The sequence below is a fragment of the Aliirhizobium sp. YIM B11859 genome, assembly GCF_057163345.1.
In genome coordinates, this window is record NZ_JBXHAY010000001.1 from 691,759 (window position 1) to 706,591 (window position 14,833).

The 14,833-nt window shown below is 59.8% G+C and carries 16 protein-coding genes; 14 read left to right on the plus strand and 2 right to left on the minus strand.

Features of this window, described 5'->3' with window-relative positions:
• Positions 1 to 48: 48 nt before the first annotated feature.
• Positions 49 to 780, minus strand: a complete 732-nt coding sequence (locus tag AC2GXZ_RS03165; RefSeq protein WP_483757662.1) for a DUF1194 domain-containing protein — start codon at positions 778 to 780, stop codon at positions 49 to 51.
• Between the two features lie 251 nt (positions 781 to 1,031).
• Between AC2GXZ_RS03165 and urtA the strand changes: the two genes are divergently transcribed.
• From urtA to AC2GXZ_RS03235, 14 genes are all read left to right on the plus strand, one after another.
• Positions 1,032 to 2,321, plus strand: a complete 1,290-nt coding sequence (urtA, locus tag AC2GXZ_RS03170) for an urea ABC transporter substrate-binding protein (protein ID WP_483757663.1) — start codon at positions 1,032 to 1,034, stop codon at positions 2,319 to 2,321.
• 234 nt (positions 2,322 to 2,555) lie between these two features.
• Positions 2,556 to 4,163, plus strand: a complete 1,608-nt coding sequence (gene urtB / locus AC2GXZ_RS03175) for an urea ABC transporter permease subunit UrtB (RefSeq protein ID WP_483757664.1) — start codon at positions 2,556 to 2,558, stop codon at positions 4,161 to 4,163.
• Entirely contained in the window at positions 4,160 to 5,335 is a 1,176-nt protein-coding gene (gene urtC / locus AC2GXZ_RS03180) for an urea ABC transporter permease subunit UrtC (RefSeq protein ID WP_483757665.1), read from the plus strand. Before urtB ends, urtC begins: the two co-directional genes overlap by 4 nt.
• Positions 5,336 to 5,339: 4 nt before the next feature.
• Entirely contained in the window at positions 5,340 to 6,101 is a 762-nt protein-coding gene (gene urtD / locus AC2GXZ_RS03185) for an urea ABC transporter ATP-binding protein UrtD (protein ID WP_483757666.1), read from the plus strand.
• Positions 6,102 to 6,306: 205 nt separating this feature from the next.
• Positions 6,307 to 7,002, plus strand: a complete 696-nt coding sequence (urtE, locus tag AC2GXZ_RS03190; protein ID WP_483757667.1) for an urea ABC transporter ATP-binding subunit UrtE — start codon at positions 6,307 to 6,309, stop codon at positions 7,000 to 7,002.
• Positions 7,003 to 7,131: 129 nt separating this feature from the next.
• Positions 7,132 to 8,364, plus strand: coding sequence for a CE1 family esterase (locus tag AC2GXZ_RS03195; RefSeq protein WP_483757668.1), 1,233 nt, complete (start codon positions 7,132 to 7,134; stop codon positions 8,362 to 8,364).
• Positions 8,301 to 9,122 (plus strand): urease accessory protein UreD, encoded by an 822-nt coding sequence (locus tag AC2GXZ_RS03200; protein WP_483757669.1) that lies wholly within the window; start codon positions 8,301 to 8,303, stop codon positions 9,120 to 9,122. The genes AC2GXZ_RS03195 and AC2GXZ_RS03200 overlap by 64 nt, the downstream gene beginning before the upstream one ends.
• Positions 9,123 to 9,158: 36 nt before the next feature.
• A complete protein-coding gene (locus AC2GXZ_RS03205; protein WP_483757670.1) occupies positions 9,159 to 9,461 on the plus strand; it encodes an urease subunit gamma in 303 nt (100 codons plus the stop codon).
• Between the two features lie 10 nt (positions 9,462 to 9,471).
• Positions 9,472 to 9,735: a DUF1272 domain-containing protein gene (locus tag AC2GXZ_RS03210; protein ID WP_483757671.1), complete on the plus strand. Its 264-nt coding sequence runs from the start codon at positions 9,472 to 9,474 to the stop codon at positions 9,733 to 9,735.
• Positions 9,736 to 9,746: 11 nt separating this feature from the next.
• Positions 9,747 to 10,052, plus strand: coding sequence for an urease subunit beta (locus tag AC2GXZ_RS03215; RefSeq protein WP_483757672.1), 306 nt, complete (start codon positions 9,747 to 9,749; stop codon positions 10,050 to 10,052).
• 1 nt (position 10,053) lies between these two features.
• Positions 10,054 to 10,410 carry a GFA family protein gene (locus AC2GXZ_RS03220; protein WP_483757673.1) on the plus strand — a complete coding sequence of 119 codons (357 nt, stop codon included), beginning with the start codon at positions 10,054 to 10,056 and terminating at the stop codon, positions 10,408 to 10,410.
• 19 nt (positions 10,411 to 10,429) lie between these two features.
• Positions 10,430 to 10,849 (plus strand): lysozyme inhibitor LprI family protein, encoded by a 420-nt coding sequence (locus AC2GXZ_RS03225; protein ID WP_483757674.1) that lies wholly within the window; start codon positions 10,430 to 10,432, stop codon positions 10,847 to 10,849.
• 69 nt (positions 10,850 to 10,918) lie between these two features.
• Positions 10,919 to 12,628, plus strand: a complete 1,710-nt coding sequence (gene ureC, locus AC2GXZ_RS03230) for an urease subunit alpha (protein WP_483757675.1) — start codon at positions 10,919 to 10,921, stop codon at positions 12,626 to 12,628.
• Positions 12,629 to 12,653: 25 nt separating this feature from the next.
• Positions 12,654 to 13,325, plus strand: coding sequence for a TIGR02117 family protein (locus AC2GXZ_RS03235; protein ID WP_483757676.1), 672 nt, complete (start codon positions 12,654 to 12,656; stop codon positions 13,323 to 13,325).
• Between the two features lie 324 nt (positions 13,326 to 13,649).
• Here the strand turns inward: AC2GXZ_RS03235 and AC2GXZ_RS03240 are convergent, their stop codons facing one another.
• Entirely contained in the window at positions 13,650 to 14,813 is a 1,164-nt protein-coding gene (locus AC2GXZ_RS03240; RefSeq protein WP_483757677.1) for an acyltransferase family protein, read from the minus strand.
• Positions 14,814 to 14,833: the final 20 nt, after the last annotated feature.

Sequence of the window (14,833 nt, forward strand, 5' to 3'; positions counted from 1 at the left end):
GATAGGCTGGCCCTGCTGGCCGTGTTGGCGCTGTTGGCATGGTCTGCCTTAACGGCGGTTTGTGTCGACCGCTGCGAGGCTCGCGACATATCTTGGCGAGAGTTCGCGCTGGAGCTTGCTGCGGATCGCCACGGCAAAATCGGCCTCATTCGCCACTTCCATGGTGAAGCCGCCGGTTCCGCGCACCACGTCATGGGCATAATAGGCGGCAAGTGACCCATCGTCGCTGGTGATGGCGAGTGCATTGATCGTCACCCCCATCCCGATCGCCCTTTGCCTTGCCTGGAGCAATGTCGCCCGCTGACGCCGTTTGGGCGCCGTGGTCTCGCGTCCGTCGCCCGAGAGGTTGATGATCGCCCGGCGCGTGCAGATCTGCGGGTCAGAGAGCATGTCGAGCGCCACCCATAGGCCGCTGCCGATATCGGTGTCGCCAAAGACGCGCCGCTCGGCAGCGTCCACGACATCGGCGAAGCCGTCAGCACCATATCCGTCGCGCAGCACGAACCAGTCGAGATTTTGCGTCGGGAACTCACCGTCGCCCCAGAAGACGGCAGACAGCATCACCGTGCCGGCCTCCTTGAGCGCCAGGCGAATGCTATCGTCGCGAAAGGCCGCGGCAATCGCCGATTTCTGAAACTGGTATTCCTCGTTTGTCACGCTGCCGGAGCCGTCGATCGCCAACACCAGTGCGATATCGGCGCAGACCAGCGGTTCTGCTCCGGCATTTCCGCATGCAAAAAGCAGCGGCGCCAGAAGCGCTCCCATCGCCAATCGAGACATTGTGCCCTCCACCCCCTCGACAGCCATATCTTAGCATATGCTCAGCAACCGGCATATGACGAAATATGGCGGTTGCCGGCATGTGCCCGAGGGGAGGAATGTGCGATGGCCGCGCCCGCATGTGCATCTTTACACCCATCGCCTACGTCATTTTGCGTATGTGGTTTTGGGTGATGGCGCCGGATAGTCCCCTTAAGCAACGGTTAAGGTCTCCGTTGCGCAAACAGACCAATAAGAGGGGGTTTGATACCATGAAGTTCAAGTCGAAACTCGGTGGCGCGCTGCTTGCTGCCGCCATGTCCGCGACCGCCTTCCACGGCGCATTCGCAGCAGACGACACGATCAAGGTCGGCGTCCTGCATTCGCTCTCCGGCACGATGGCGATCTCGGAAACGACGTTGAAAGACGTCATGCTGATGCTCATCGACGAGCAGAACAAGAAGGGCGGCCTTCTGGGCAAGAAGCTCGAAGCGGTCGTCGTCGATCCGGCGTCCGACTGGCCGCTGTTTGCCGAAAAGGCGCGCGAGCTGATTTCCAAGGACAAGGTTGCCGCCGTCTTCGGTTGCTGGACCTCGTCGTCGCGCAAGTCGGTCCTGCCGGTCTTCGAAGAGCTGAACTCGATCCTGTTCTACCCGGTCCAGTATGAAGGCGAAGAGTCTTCCCGCAACATCTTCTATACCGGTGCCGCTCCGAACCAGCAGGCGATCCCGGCGGTCGACTACCTGATGAACACCGAAGGCGTGAAGCGCTTCGTGCTCGAAGGCACCGACTACGTCTATCCGCAGACGACCAACAAGATCCTCAAGGCCTATCTGATGTCGAAGGGCGTCGCCGAAAGCGACATCGTCGTCAACTACACGCCGTTCGGTTTCTCCGACTGGCAGACGGAAGTCTCCAAGATCAAGGCCTTCGGCTCCGCCGGCAAGAAGACCGCCGTCGTCTCCACCATCAACGGCGACGCCAACGTGCCGTTTTACAAGGAACTCGGCAACCAGGGCATCAAGGCCGAAGACATTCCGGTCGTTGCCTTCTCCGTCGGTGAAGAAGAACTCGCCGGCCTCGATACCAAGCCGCTGGTCGGCCATCTCGCCGCCTGGAACTATTTCCAGTCCGTCGATGCAGAGGTCAATGCCGACTTCATCAAGGAATGGAAGGCCTATACCAAGAACGACAAGCGCGTGACCAACGACCCGATGGAAGCCGCCTATATCGGCTTCAACGCCTGGGTAAAGGCCGTCGAGGCCGCCGGTACGACCGATACGGATGCCGTTCTCGACACGATCATCGGCGTTTCGGTTCCGAATCTGTCGGGCGGTACCGCAACCGTCATGCCGAACCACCACATCACCAAGCCGGTGCTGATCGGTGAAATCCAGGCCGACGGCCAGTTCGACATCGTGCAGGAAACCGCTCCGGTCGTCGGCGACGAATGGTCGGACTACCTGCCGGATTCGAAGAACCTGATCTCCGATTGGCGCAAGCCGATGTCCTGCGGCAACTTCAACGTCGCAACCGGCAAGTGCGGCGGCAAGGGTAGCTGACAAGTGCCGCTTTGTTGGTGAGGACTTAATCCCCTCACCAAGGTGGTGAGGTTTGACCTTCACCCTAACCCTCTCCCCGCAGGCGGGGCGAGGGGACTTGCCCCGCTCGACATTGGGAAGGGACCGAGGCGTAGCGGCTCGTGTCCTTCTCCCCGTCATGACGGGGAGAAAGTGCCGGCAGGCGGATGAGGGGCAGATGCATCCTCGACGCTCAGTCATCCGGGGGACAAAAGCATGCTTATCCGTTTTTTCATCCTGATTTTCCTGATCCTTTCCGGCGCGACGTCATCCTTCGCGCAGGGAGGCGATCCTCGTCCGAAGTTCGACGCGCTGGCCAAGGCGGATTTTTCCGAGGCCGAGACGCTGATCGGGCAGATCGGTTCGACCGGTGATACGCGGGTCGTACCCGGGTTGCAGGCGTTTTCCGACGGTGATCTCTATTTCCGCAAGGCGGACAATATCGTCTTTATCGGCAAGTCCGCCGGATCCGGTTATGAACTCGTCGATCCGGTGACCGGCGCTTCGGCCGGACAGGTGGCGAAAAGTGCCGTCACCAAGATCAAGATCAACAACAATCTGCGCCGCGTCATCCGCTCGGCGATGGGCGGCCTGACGCTGATGAGCCCAGACAAGGGCGTGCGGCTGCAGGCGGCAAGTTCCATCGTCGCCTCGCCGAGTGCGGAAAATCTGGAACTGGTCGAGGCGGCACTTGCCAAGGAGACCGATGGCGAGGTCAAGGGACGGATGGAAGAGGCGCGCGCCGTCTCGATCCTCTCCTCCGATCGCCCGGTCGATGAAAAACGGGCTGCCATCGTGACGATCAAGAAGATCGGCGGGCGTGATGCGCTCGGTATTCTCGGTGCCGTATCCGGGTCTATCGATCCGAGCCTGAAGGGCGATCTCGATGCGGCGATTGCCGGTATCCAGAGCGAACAGCAGCTGTGGGACATGGTGCAGAATGTCTGGTACGGCCTGTCGCTCGGCTCGGTACTGCTGCTTGCCGCGATTGGTCTTGCGATCACCTTCGGGGTGATGGGCATCATCAACATGGCGCATGGCGAAATGGTCATGCTCGGCGCCTATTCGACCTTCATGGTGCAGGAAGTCATCCGCAACAATGCGCCACAACTGTTCGACTGGTCGCTGGCGATCGCTCTGCCGGTTGCATTTCTGGTGACCGGTGCCGTCGGTTTCGTCATCGAACGGGCTGTGATCCGCTTCCTCTACGGCCGGCCGCTGGAAACCCTGCTGGCCACCTGGGGCGTGTCGCTGATCCTGCAGCAGACGATCCGCTCGATCTTCGGCCCGACCAACCGCGAAGTCGGAAATCCCTCCTGGATGTCCGGTTCGTTTCCGCTCGGCGGCATGACGATCACCTATAACCGCATGTGGATCATCGTGTTCTCGCTCGCCATCTTCTTCGCGCTGCTGTTCGTGATGAAAAAGACGGCTTACGGCCTCAACATGCGGGCCGTCACCCAGAACCGACGCATGGCATCTTCGATGGGCATCCGTACCCCCTGGGTCGATGCGCTCACCTTTGCGCTCGGGTCGGGCATTGCCGGGATCGCCGGCGTGGCGCTGTCCCAGATCGACAATGTCTCGCCGAACCTCGGTCAGAGCTACATCATCGACTCATTCATGGTCGTGGTGTTCGGCGGTGTCGGCAATCTGTGGGGCACGCTGATCGCGGCGCTGTCGCTCGGGGTGCTCAACAAGTTCCTCGAACCGGTGGTCGGCGCGGTGCTGGGCAAGATCCTGGTTCTGGTTCTCATCATCCTCTTCATCCAGAAACGTCCGCGCGGCCTCTTCGCGCTCAAGGGAAGGGCGGTGGAAGCATGATTTCCGGCTTTATCTTCCGTGCCCTCGAAGGCAAGATCGTCGCTGCCGTTGCCATTCTGCTCGGCGTTGCGATCCTGGTGCCGGCACTCAACCTGCTGACCTCGCCGGATAGCGCCTTTCATATTCCTACCTACATCATGGCGCTGATGGGCAAGTATCTGTGCTACGCACTGCTGGCCTTGGCACTTGATCTCGTCTGGGGGTATTGCGGCATCCTTTCGCTCGGCCACGGCGCCTTCTTCGCGCTCGGCGGTTATGCGATGGGCATGTATCTGATGCGCCAGATCGGTCCGCGCGGCGTTTATGGCAATCCGGTCCTGCCGGACTTCATGGTGTTTTTGAACTACAAGGAACTGCCCTGGTTCTGGTACGGGTTCGACTGGTTCGTCTTTGCCATGGCGATGGTGCTGATCGTGCCGGGCCTGCTCGCCTTCATCTTCGGCTGGTTCGCGTTTCGCTCGAGGGTGAACGGCGTCTACCTGTCGATCATCACCCAGGCGATGACCTATGCGCTGCTGCTCGCCTTCTTCCGCAACGACATGGGGTTTGGGGGCAATAACGGGCTCACTGACTTCAAGGACATTCTCGGCTTCCAGGTCCAGGCCGATGGAACCCGCGCCGTGCTGTTTGCGCTGTCGGCGATCATGCTGTCGCTTTGCCTGATCCTTGCATCGGCGATCGTCCGCTCCAAGTTCGGCAAGGTCCTGGTCGGGGTGCGCGATGCGGAAAGCCGGGTGCGCTTCCTCGGTTTTCGGGTGGAGAACATCAAGCTCTTCACCTTCGTTGTATCGGCCATGTTTGCCGGTATTGCCGGCGCCTTGTTCGTGCCGCAGGTGGGCATCATCAATCCGGGCGAATTCGCGCCGGCCAACTCGATCGAAGTTGTTGTCTGGACGGCAGTCGGCGGCCGCGGCACGCTGATCGGGCCGATCATCGGGGCACTGCTGGTCAATGCCGGCAAGAGCTTCTTCACCGGCGCCTTCCCTGAATTCTGGCTGTTTGCGCTGGGTGGCCTGTTCGTGGCCGTGACGCTGTTCCTGCCGAAGGGCATTGTCGGCACGATCCAGCACGGCTTCAATCTCCGCCGGGCACGCCAGGCGGCGGCCGATGCGGAAAAGGGCAGGGATGCCGGGTCGCCGACACCGGCGCAACAGGTTCAGGCAGCGGAGTGAGACGATGAACACGATTGCCGAAACACGTACGAAAACCCTGCTCTATCTGGAGGACGTCTCGGTCTCCTTCGACGGGTTCAAGGCGATCAACTCGTTGTCGCTGGTGGTCGAACCGGGTGAGCTTCGGGCGATCATCGGCCCGAACGGGGCGGGCAAGACGACGATGATGGACATCATCACCGGCAAGACGCGTCCCAATAGCGGAAGGGTGATCTTCGAGGATACGATCGATCTCACCAAAAAGGACGAGGCGGATATCGCCCAGCTCGGCATAGGCCGGAAATTCCAGAAACCGACCGTGTTCGAAAGCCATACGGTCTGGGACAATCTGGAACTGGCGCTCAACCGCTCGCGCGGCGTATTCGCCACCTTGTTCTACACGCTGACGCAGGAGGACAAGGCGCGGATCGAGGAAATCCTCGAGACGATCCGGCTCACCCACCGGGCGCGGGAATATGCCGCCAATCTTTCGCACGGGCAGAAACAGTGGCTGGAGATCGGCATGCTGCTCGCCCAGGAGCCGAAGCTGCTTCTGGTCGACGAGCCGGTGGCCGGGATGACCGATGCGGAAACGGCGGAGACGGCTGTGCTGCTTAAGGAAATCGCCAAGACCCGCTCGGTGGTCGTCGTCGAACACGACATGGGTTTCATCCGCGATCTCGGGGTCAAGGTGACGTGCCTGGCGGAAGGTTCGGTGCTTGCCGAAGGATCGATCGATTTCGTGTCGAGCGATCCGAAGGTGATCGAGAATTATCTGGGGCGGTGAATGGTGAGTGCTGCCGAGTTTGTGGCTTTGCCCCTCACCCTAACCCTCTCCCCGTAAACGGGCGAGGGGAAGTGCCATACCTGATGCCGGCGAGGGTGCGGCAGAGGTCCTTCGCCCCGCTTGGGGGGAGAAGGTGCCGGCAGGCGGATGAGGGGCAGATACGACTGCCGAGGCAAGGGTACTAAAAATTGAAAAGAGAACTGCCATGCTGACAGTCAACAACGTCAATCTTCACTACGGTGCCGCACAGGCCTTGCGCGGGGTGTCGATCACCGCCGACATGGGCAAGATAACCTGTGTGCTCGGCCGCAATGGTGTCGGCAAGTCGTCGCTCTTGAGAGCCGTCACCGGCCAGCATCCGGTGTCTGCCGGCACGATCAGCTTTCAGGGCGAGGTGTTGAACGGGCTTGCTCCTTATTCCCGCGCCAAGCACGGGATCGGGTATGTGCCGCAGGGCCGCGAGATCTTTCCGCTGCTCACCGTTCAGGAAAACCTCGAGAGCGGTTATGCGCCGCTTGCGCGCAAGGACAAGTTCATTCCGGATGAAATTTTCTCGCTGTTCCCGGTGCTGAAATCGATGCTTGGCCGGCGTGGCGGCGACCTGTCTGGCGGCCAGCAGCAGCAGCTTGCGATCGGCCGGGCGATGGTGACGCGGCCGCGGATTCTCGTGCTTGACGAGCCGACCGAAGGGATCCAGCCGTCGATCATCAAGGATATCGGCCGGGCGATCCGTTATCTGCGCGACAGTACCGGCATGGCGATCCTGCTGGTCGAACAGTATCTCGATTTCTGCCGCGAGCTTGCCGATCAGGTCTATATCATGGACCGTGGCGAGATCGTTCACGAGGGGCCGGCGGAGACTTTGGATACGGCAGAAGCGCGGCGGCATCTAACTGTTTAATGGTGAATGTTTGCATGGCTTCTATTCGCCGGAGGCGTTTCCATGGCCGGGCAGTTGTGTTAGATGAACCGCAGATGAACGACATCTCCGAACATCCTATGACAACCCGCACCCCATGATGAGGCGCTGATGGTCTTTGCATGCATCCCTGGTAACCGTTCCCGCTCCGCTCTTGTTCGCCTGACCGCGACTGGGGCGTTTTTCCTGGCCGCCGGCGCTGCTTTTGCCGGATGTGGCCAGTCGATCGAGCCTGGCCGTCACGCGATGACGATCGACGCGGATGGCGTTCAACGCCAAGCGGTCTATTATGTGCCGTCCTCCTATACGGGTCGCGACAAGGTGCCGGTCGTATTCGATTTCCACGGCAGCAACAGCAATCCGGACGGGCAGTTCAACCGCTCGTCCTGGGACAAGGTTGCCGAAAAGAACGGTTTCATCGCGGTGGCGCTGCAGGGCAGCCTGCCGGGCAAGACACCGGGTACCTTCGCCTGGAACGTGCCATATGTCGCCGTCGCCAAGACGATCATCCCGACCGGTGCGCAGGGCGGTCTCGACGAGATTTCCTTCATCCGCGAAGCGGTCGATGAGGTGAAGGACGATTTCTGCGTCGATCCGAACCGCATCTTCGGCTCCGGTTATTCCGGCGGCGGGCGGATGCTGTCGGCCTATCTCTGCTCCGGCGGGGAAGGCTTTGCCGGTGCCGGCTTCGTCAACTCGCTGCGTGCCGGCCGTCCGGTCGAGGCGGATGGCAAATGGGGGCCGGACAAGGCCAATTGCAGCCCGGTCAAGCCGATCTCGATCATGGCATTTGCCGGCATCAAGGACGCCCAGAACCCCTATGCGGGCGGCGGCAGTGCCTATTGGCAATATGGTTTCAAGGTCGCGATCCAGCGCTGGAGCGATCTCGACGGCTGCAAGGGCAATGACGATCCCAAGACCGTCGACGACGTGACGTTCAGTATCTACGGAACCTGCAAGAACGGTGCCCGCATCGCATCCTATGTGTTTGCCAACGGTACGCATGACTGGCCGAAGCCGATTGCCGCAAAACAAGCGGTGATGGCCGCCGCCAAGGATGGTGCCGCCGGCGTTACCAAGGTTGCAGCCATTGCACCTGCCAAGCCGACTTTCGACAGCAATGTTGATCCGGCCTTCCGGATGTGGGACTTCTTCGCCAAGGCTGACTCGACGGATGTCGTCGCGATCGCGGCGCCGGCCAAGTCATCGGCCTCCGTTGCGAAGTCTGGCACGTCCGTTGCTTCTGACTGCGCATCGCAAGCAGCAATCGAAGGTATGCCGTGCAGCAGCTCCCAGCCGAACATTATGCGCCGCAGCGGGCAAGGGGTTCAGGACGCCTTGTAACCAAGCTTCTGGCCGGGCAGACCAAGCTCGACCAATTCTACCAGGAAGGCTGCGCAAAAATACGGCTTCCGGAAACCTTCTCGCCTGAAATGGAGGCGATCCTCATCAACACGTCAGGGGGACTGACGGGCGGCGACGTGATCGATTGGTCCGTCGCCGCTGCGCCTTCCACCAGACTGTCGATCACCACCCAGGCAAACGAGAAGATCTACAAGGCCGCCGATGATACGGCCTCGGTCTCCACCGACATCACTGTCGGCGACAATGCCTCGGTTCACTGGCTCCCCCAGGAAACCATCGTTTTCGACCAGGCGTCACTCAGTCGCCGGCTGGATGTCGATCTTGCCGAAACCTCCGAATTCCTTGCCGTCGAAGCGGTGCTTCTCGGCCGCAAGGCGATGGGCGAGGCCGTCAATCGCGGTTTCTTCCGAGATCGCTGGCGGGTGCGCCGCAACGGCCGGCTGATCCATGCGGAGGAGCTGCGTTTCGAAGGCGAGATCGAGCGGATGACCCAGGCGGCGGCCGTTCTGTCCGGCCAGGTCGCCTTCGCGACGCTTTTCCATACAGGCCCTTTGAGCGAAGCGATGCTGCCCCGGCTTCGGGAATGCCTCGGCAACACTGGTGGCGCCAGCTACTGGAACGGCAAACTGATTGCCCGCATCGCCGCGCCGACGGGGTTTGACCTGAGAAAAATCCTGGTACCGGCAATTTCCGTATTGCGTAACGGCGCGCCAGTGCCGAAAGTCTGGCATATCTGATTTGCCGGCTTTCAAGAATTTATCTGCGGGAAACCCATGAACCTCACACCACGCGAAAAAGACAAGCTGCTGATTTCCATGGCTGCGATGGTCGCCCGCCGTCGACTGGAGCGCGGCGTGAAGCTGAACTATCCCGAAGCGATCGCGCTGATCACCGATTATGTGGTCGAGGGTGCGCGCGACGGCCGTTCGGTCGCTGACCTGATGGAGAGCGGTGCACATGTCGTTTCCCGCGACCAGGTGATGGAAGGTATTCCGGAGATGATCCACGACGTGCAGGTGGAGGCAACCTTTCCTGACGGGACCAAGCTCGTCACCGTCCACGAACCGATCCGCTGAGGAGAAGACCATGGCGCTGGAACTCCGCCCGAACTGCGAATGCTGCGACAAGGATCTCGCCCCCGACAGCCGCGAGGCGATGATATGCACGTTCGAATGCACCTATTGCGTCGATTGCGCGACCGATGTGCTTTCCGGCATCTGCCCGAATTGCAGCGGTGAGCTGGTGCGCCGTCCGGTTCGTCCGGCGGCTGCGCTGGTCAACAATCCGGCTTCGACGATCCGCGTCCTGAAAGCCGAGGGCTGCAAGCCACAAATCGCTTTAAGCGCCTGAGGAGATGGACCATGATACCCGGTGAAGTCATTGCCGCAAAAGGTGAAATCGAACTCAATGCCGGAGCCCCGACAATTTCGATCGAGGTTTCCAATACCGGTGACCGGCCGGTGCAGGTGGGCAGTCATTACCATTTCTTCGAGACCAATAATGGCCTTGCCTTCGATCGCGACAAGGCGCGCGGCATGCGGCTCGATATTCCGGCCGGCACCGCCGTGCGGTTCGAGCCCGGCCAGAAGCGCTCGGTGACGCTGATCCCGCTTTCGGGCGACCGCCGCGTCTACGGTTTCCAGCAGAAGATCATGGGAGCGCTCTGAGATGGCGGTCGCCCATTATCTCGGAAGCTGCCAGTGCGGGGCGGTGTCCTACGAGGTCGATGCCGATCTTGAGCGGACCATCACCTGCAATTGCTCGCGCTGCCAGCGGCTCGGCATTGTGCTGGCCTTTGCACCGCGCGATGCGTTTACGTTGAAATCCGGCGAGGACAATCTGACCGAATACCGGTTCAACACAAAAAAGCTGCAGCATCTGTTCTGCAGGACCTGTGGCATTGAGAGCTTTGCCTATGGATCGTCTCCGGATGGCGCCGTTATGGCCGCCATCAATGTCAATTGCCTTGAAGGTGTCGATCCGAGAGCGCTGACGTCGCATCACCACGACGGCGCGGCGGCCTGAGGCGTCGAGGGAGAAGGCCATGCTGAAATTCGCTCTTTTGCCGATGTTGTGTGGATGCGTGCTGCTTGTCGACGGGCCTGCCTCGGGTGACGAACCGAAGGCGGACTGCAAGGCACCGAATACCCAGACCGAGATGACCATCTGTGCGGGCCAGGATCTGACCGAAGCCGACAAGGCGCTGAACCTGCAATATCAGGCGACGCGCAAGGTGTTGAAGGCGCGGGATGCCGATGCCGCGACGGTGGATTTGAACGGCGGCGAAGACGCGCTGGTCAAGGCGCAGCGGGCCTGGCTTTCCTATCGCGACGCGCAATGTGTTTCCGTCGGTTATCAGGCTCGCGGCGGATCGATGGAGCCGATGCTGATTTCGACCTGTCAGGCAGACCTGACGCGCAAGCGCACCGCCGAATTGAAGGCACTTGTCGATACTATGATGTGATTGCGGCTCGCCTGCCGGCGTTCCGTTGAAATTGTTCGAACCCGAATGCCCGAACCGTTGAGGTAGACCATGTCCTACAAGATGTCCCGTGCCGCCTATGCCTCGATGTTCGGTCCGACCACCGGCGACAAGGTGCGGCTGGCCGATACCGAACTGTTCATCGAGGTGGAGCGCGATTTCACCACCTATGGCGAAGAGGTGAAATTCGGCGGCGGCAAGGTGATCCGCGACGGCATGGGCCAGAGCCAGGCGACACGCGCCGAGGGTGCCGTCGATACCGTCATCACCAATGCGCTGATCGTCGATCACTCCGGCATCTACAAAGCCGATGTCGGCCTGAAGGATGGCCGTATCCACGCGATCGGCAAGGCCGGCAATCCGGATACGCAGCCGGGTGTGACCATCATCGTCGGCCCGTCGACGGAAGCAATCGCGGGCGAGGGCAAGATCCTCACGGCCGGCGGCATGGATGCCCATATCCACTTCATCTGCCCGCAGCAGATCGAGGAAGCGCTGATGAGCGGCGTCACCACCATGCTCGGCGGCGGCTCCGGCCCGGCGCATGGCACGCTTGCCACCACCTGCACCGGTGCGTGGCATATCGAGCGGATGATCGAAAGCTTTGACGCCTTTCCGATGAACCTGGCGCTTGCCGGCAAGGGCAATGCCTCGCTGCCCGCGCCGCTCGAAGAGATGATCCTCGCGGGTGCATCGTCCTTGAAGCTGCACGAGGACTGGGGCACGACGCCGGCTGCCATCGACAACTGCCTGACCGTTGCCGACGAATACGACGTGCAGGTGATGATCCATACCGATACGCTGAACGAAAGCGGTTTTGTCGAAGACACGGTTGCCGCCATCAGGGGCCGCACCATCCATGCCTTCCATACGGAAGGGGCGGGCGGTGGCCATGCGCCGGACATCATCAAGGTCTGTGGCAATCCCAATGTCATCCCGTCGTCGACCAACCCGACGCGGCCCTATACAATCAATACGCTCGCCGAACATCTCGACATGCTGATGGTCTGCCACCACCTGTCGTCCTCCATTCCCGAAGACATCGCATTCGCCGAAAGCCGGATCCGCAAGGAGACGATTGCGGCGGAAGACATTCTTCATGATATCGGTGCCTTCTCGATCATCTCGTCGGACAGCCAGGCGATGGGCCGCGTCGGCGAAGTTGCGATCCGCACATGGCAGACGGCCGACAAGATGAAGCGTCAGCGCGGCCAGCTCGCCCAGGAAACAGGCGACAACGACAATTTCCGCGTCAAACGTTATATCGCCAAATACACGATCAACCCGGCGATCGCGCACGGGGTCAGCCATGAGATCGGCTCTGTCGAGGTCGGAAAACGCGCCGATCTGGTGTTGTGGAGCCCGGCCTTCTTCGGCGTGAAGCCGGAAATGGTGCTGCTCGGCGGCTCGATCGCTGCGGCTCCGATGGGGGATCCGAATGCCTCGATCCCGACGCCGCAGCCGATGCATTACCGGCCGATGTTTGCCGCCTATGGCAAGCTTCGGACCAATTCCTCGGTCACCTTCGTCAGCCAAGCCTCGCTCGATGCGGGCATCGTGCACAAGCTCGGCGTCGCCAAGAAGCTGGTGGCGGTGAGGAATGTCCGCGGCGGGATTTCCAAGGCCTCGATGATCCACAATTCGGCAACACCGCATGTGGAAGTCGACCCGGAAACCTACGAAGTGCGCGCCGATGGCGAACTTCTGACCTGCCAGCCGGCGACCGTGCTGCCGATGGCGCAGCGGTATTTCCTGTTTTGATGAGCGGGGCTCTGGAAACAGGAGAATGAAGGCCGCCGCGCGCTGGCTTCTGATCCTCGTCTTTCTCCTTTTCGTGGCCGTTGCCGCGGGAACGCTGATCCCGCGGCCCTTATATGCGCCAGAAGCTGTGGCTGATGGCACAGATATGCGCCGCATCCTTGTCCTGTCCAACCCGATCCATACGGATATCGCCATCCCGCTGACGCCGGAGACACGGAAGGCCTACGCCTTCCTTGTCCGGTTCGGCATTCCAATCGATGATCCGGCGGCAAAATGGGCGGTGATCGGCTGGGGAGGGCGGGCCTTCTATCTCGAAACGCCGACCTGGGCGGATCTGAAACCGATGCCGGTGGTTCGGGCGCTGACAATCGACCGGTCCGTCATGCATGTCGATGTTGCGGGTGATATAGACGAGGCTCATCCGGCGGTGAAAGTCGTCGATCTGAGACCGGACGAATTCCAGCACATGTCGGAGTTCATCCAGGCGAGCTTCGTCAGGGAGGGGGACGATGTGGTGGTGATCCCGGATGCCGGTTACGGCGCCTATGACCAGTTCTTTGAGGCGCATGGCGCGTTCAATGCCATGGTCGGCTGCAATACCTGGACGGCGAAGGTATTACGTGCCGCAGGTCTGCGCACCGGCCTGTGGAACCCATTGCCGCAAACGCTTGCGATATCGCTCGATCTCTTCAATTGAGATGACCGCGCTACATTGCTGCGGTTCTTGATTGCCGATCCTGCCTCGCCGATAACGCCACCTCGTGCCGCGGACGCCGAGCGTAATGACTTAGTTACGCGCAGATATGGCTGCGATGAAAAAGAGAAATGATTGAAACCGCTCGGTCGAGGTTGCTGGGCCTATCTCCATCTCGAGAGGGAGAGTGATTGCTTATTTTAAAAAAGAGAGAATATCAGCATCCTCATTTCGAATGAGTGGAGAATCCTTTTCAAAGCATCAGTTGAATGCGGAATAGCTTAGCGGTGCTTTATTCTTGATGCCACGGCGGTAAAGCTGAAAATCTCATAGGGCTGGCTGAGCAAAGCTCTGGGTTTTCTTGCCTCTGACGTATTCGATAAATGGTCTTTCAATCATCGAATACGTTACAATCGATACGGCAACAGTTATCGCGCCAACCACCGGCAGGAGCAGCCATATTAAAGTCGGTGACTGAATGTACCCGCTAGAGATGCTAGCTTGAGTAGCAACAAACAAAACTATGCCATGATACAGGTAAATCGAATAGCTGGCGTCGCCTAGCGTGACGGCCTCAGGTCTTCGCAGGCAACCCCAGTAGCTGTTGCCCAAAGCGACCGTGATGAAAAATCCAAAGACGCAGATAACCTGGCTCAGCGAATAATTTTCAAACCAAAGACTGGCGAATAGGCAGGCGAAGCCAGCTATGCCGCCACGGCTGCCTGATAGGCCAGAAAACCATTTCTGTTCGATGATCTCGGCAGTAAGCATGCCAAAGAGGAAAATCGCAGTGGTATGCGATGAGAGGTAGCCGAAAGATACATTTGGCGCTCCATAAGCCACGAAGATCGCTAGGACGATTAGGCTAATTCTGACTGTTGGTCTCTTGCAGCGTCCAAGCGTAGCCCAAACGATAGGCAAACACGCGTAGAAGAGCCACTCGTAACAGAGCGTCCAAGTCACACCTGCAACTATGTGACTCGTGCCTATGTATTCGTTGATTTTTCTCGGGCCAGGCAGGGTAAAGAACAGCCATGCAATTAATGCCTTGAGTGTCACAAGATCCGCGTCTGGGAGCCTTCGGGTCACAACACTCGCTATGATCACGACGCAACATACCGCCAACAGGTATGCTGGCAGGAGCCTGTATAAGCGTCCGCGGTACAATCCGATCCAATCGACTTTACGAGTGTCGAGAACAACGCGGCGATAGAAAAGCATGCCCGTAATCATGAAGAAGCAGGTGACGGCAATCGCGCCAAGACTTTGGATTGCGAATATTTTCGACGTGTCCCACGTACCGTAGGCGGCAAATGATACTGCGTGTGGAAAGTGCGAGCAAACAACGGCCAGAGCGAGGTAGCCGCGTAACCCATCAATAAATCCAATTCTTGATGGGGATAATTGAGCTGTGAGATTGCTTTTTCGCGATACAAGCAACGCTAACAAGAAGAGCATCAATACTGACGTATACTGCACCATAGGCTGCATATTTTATTTTCTCAACCGTA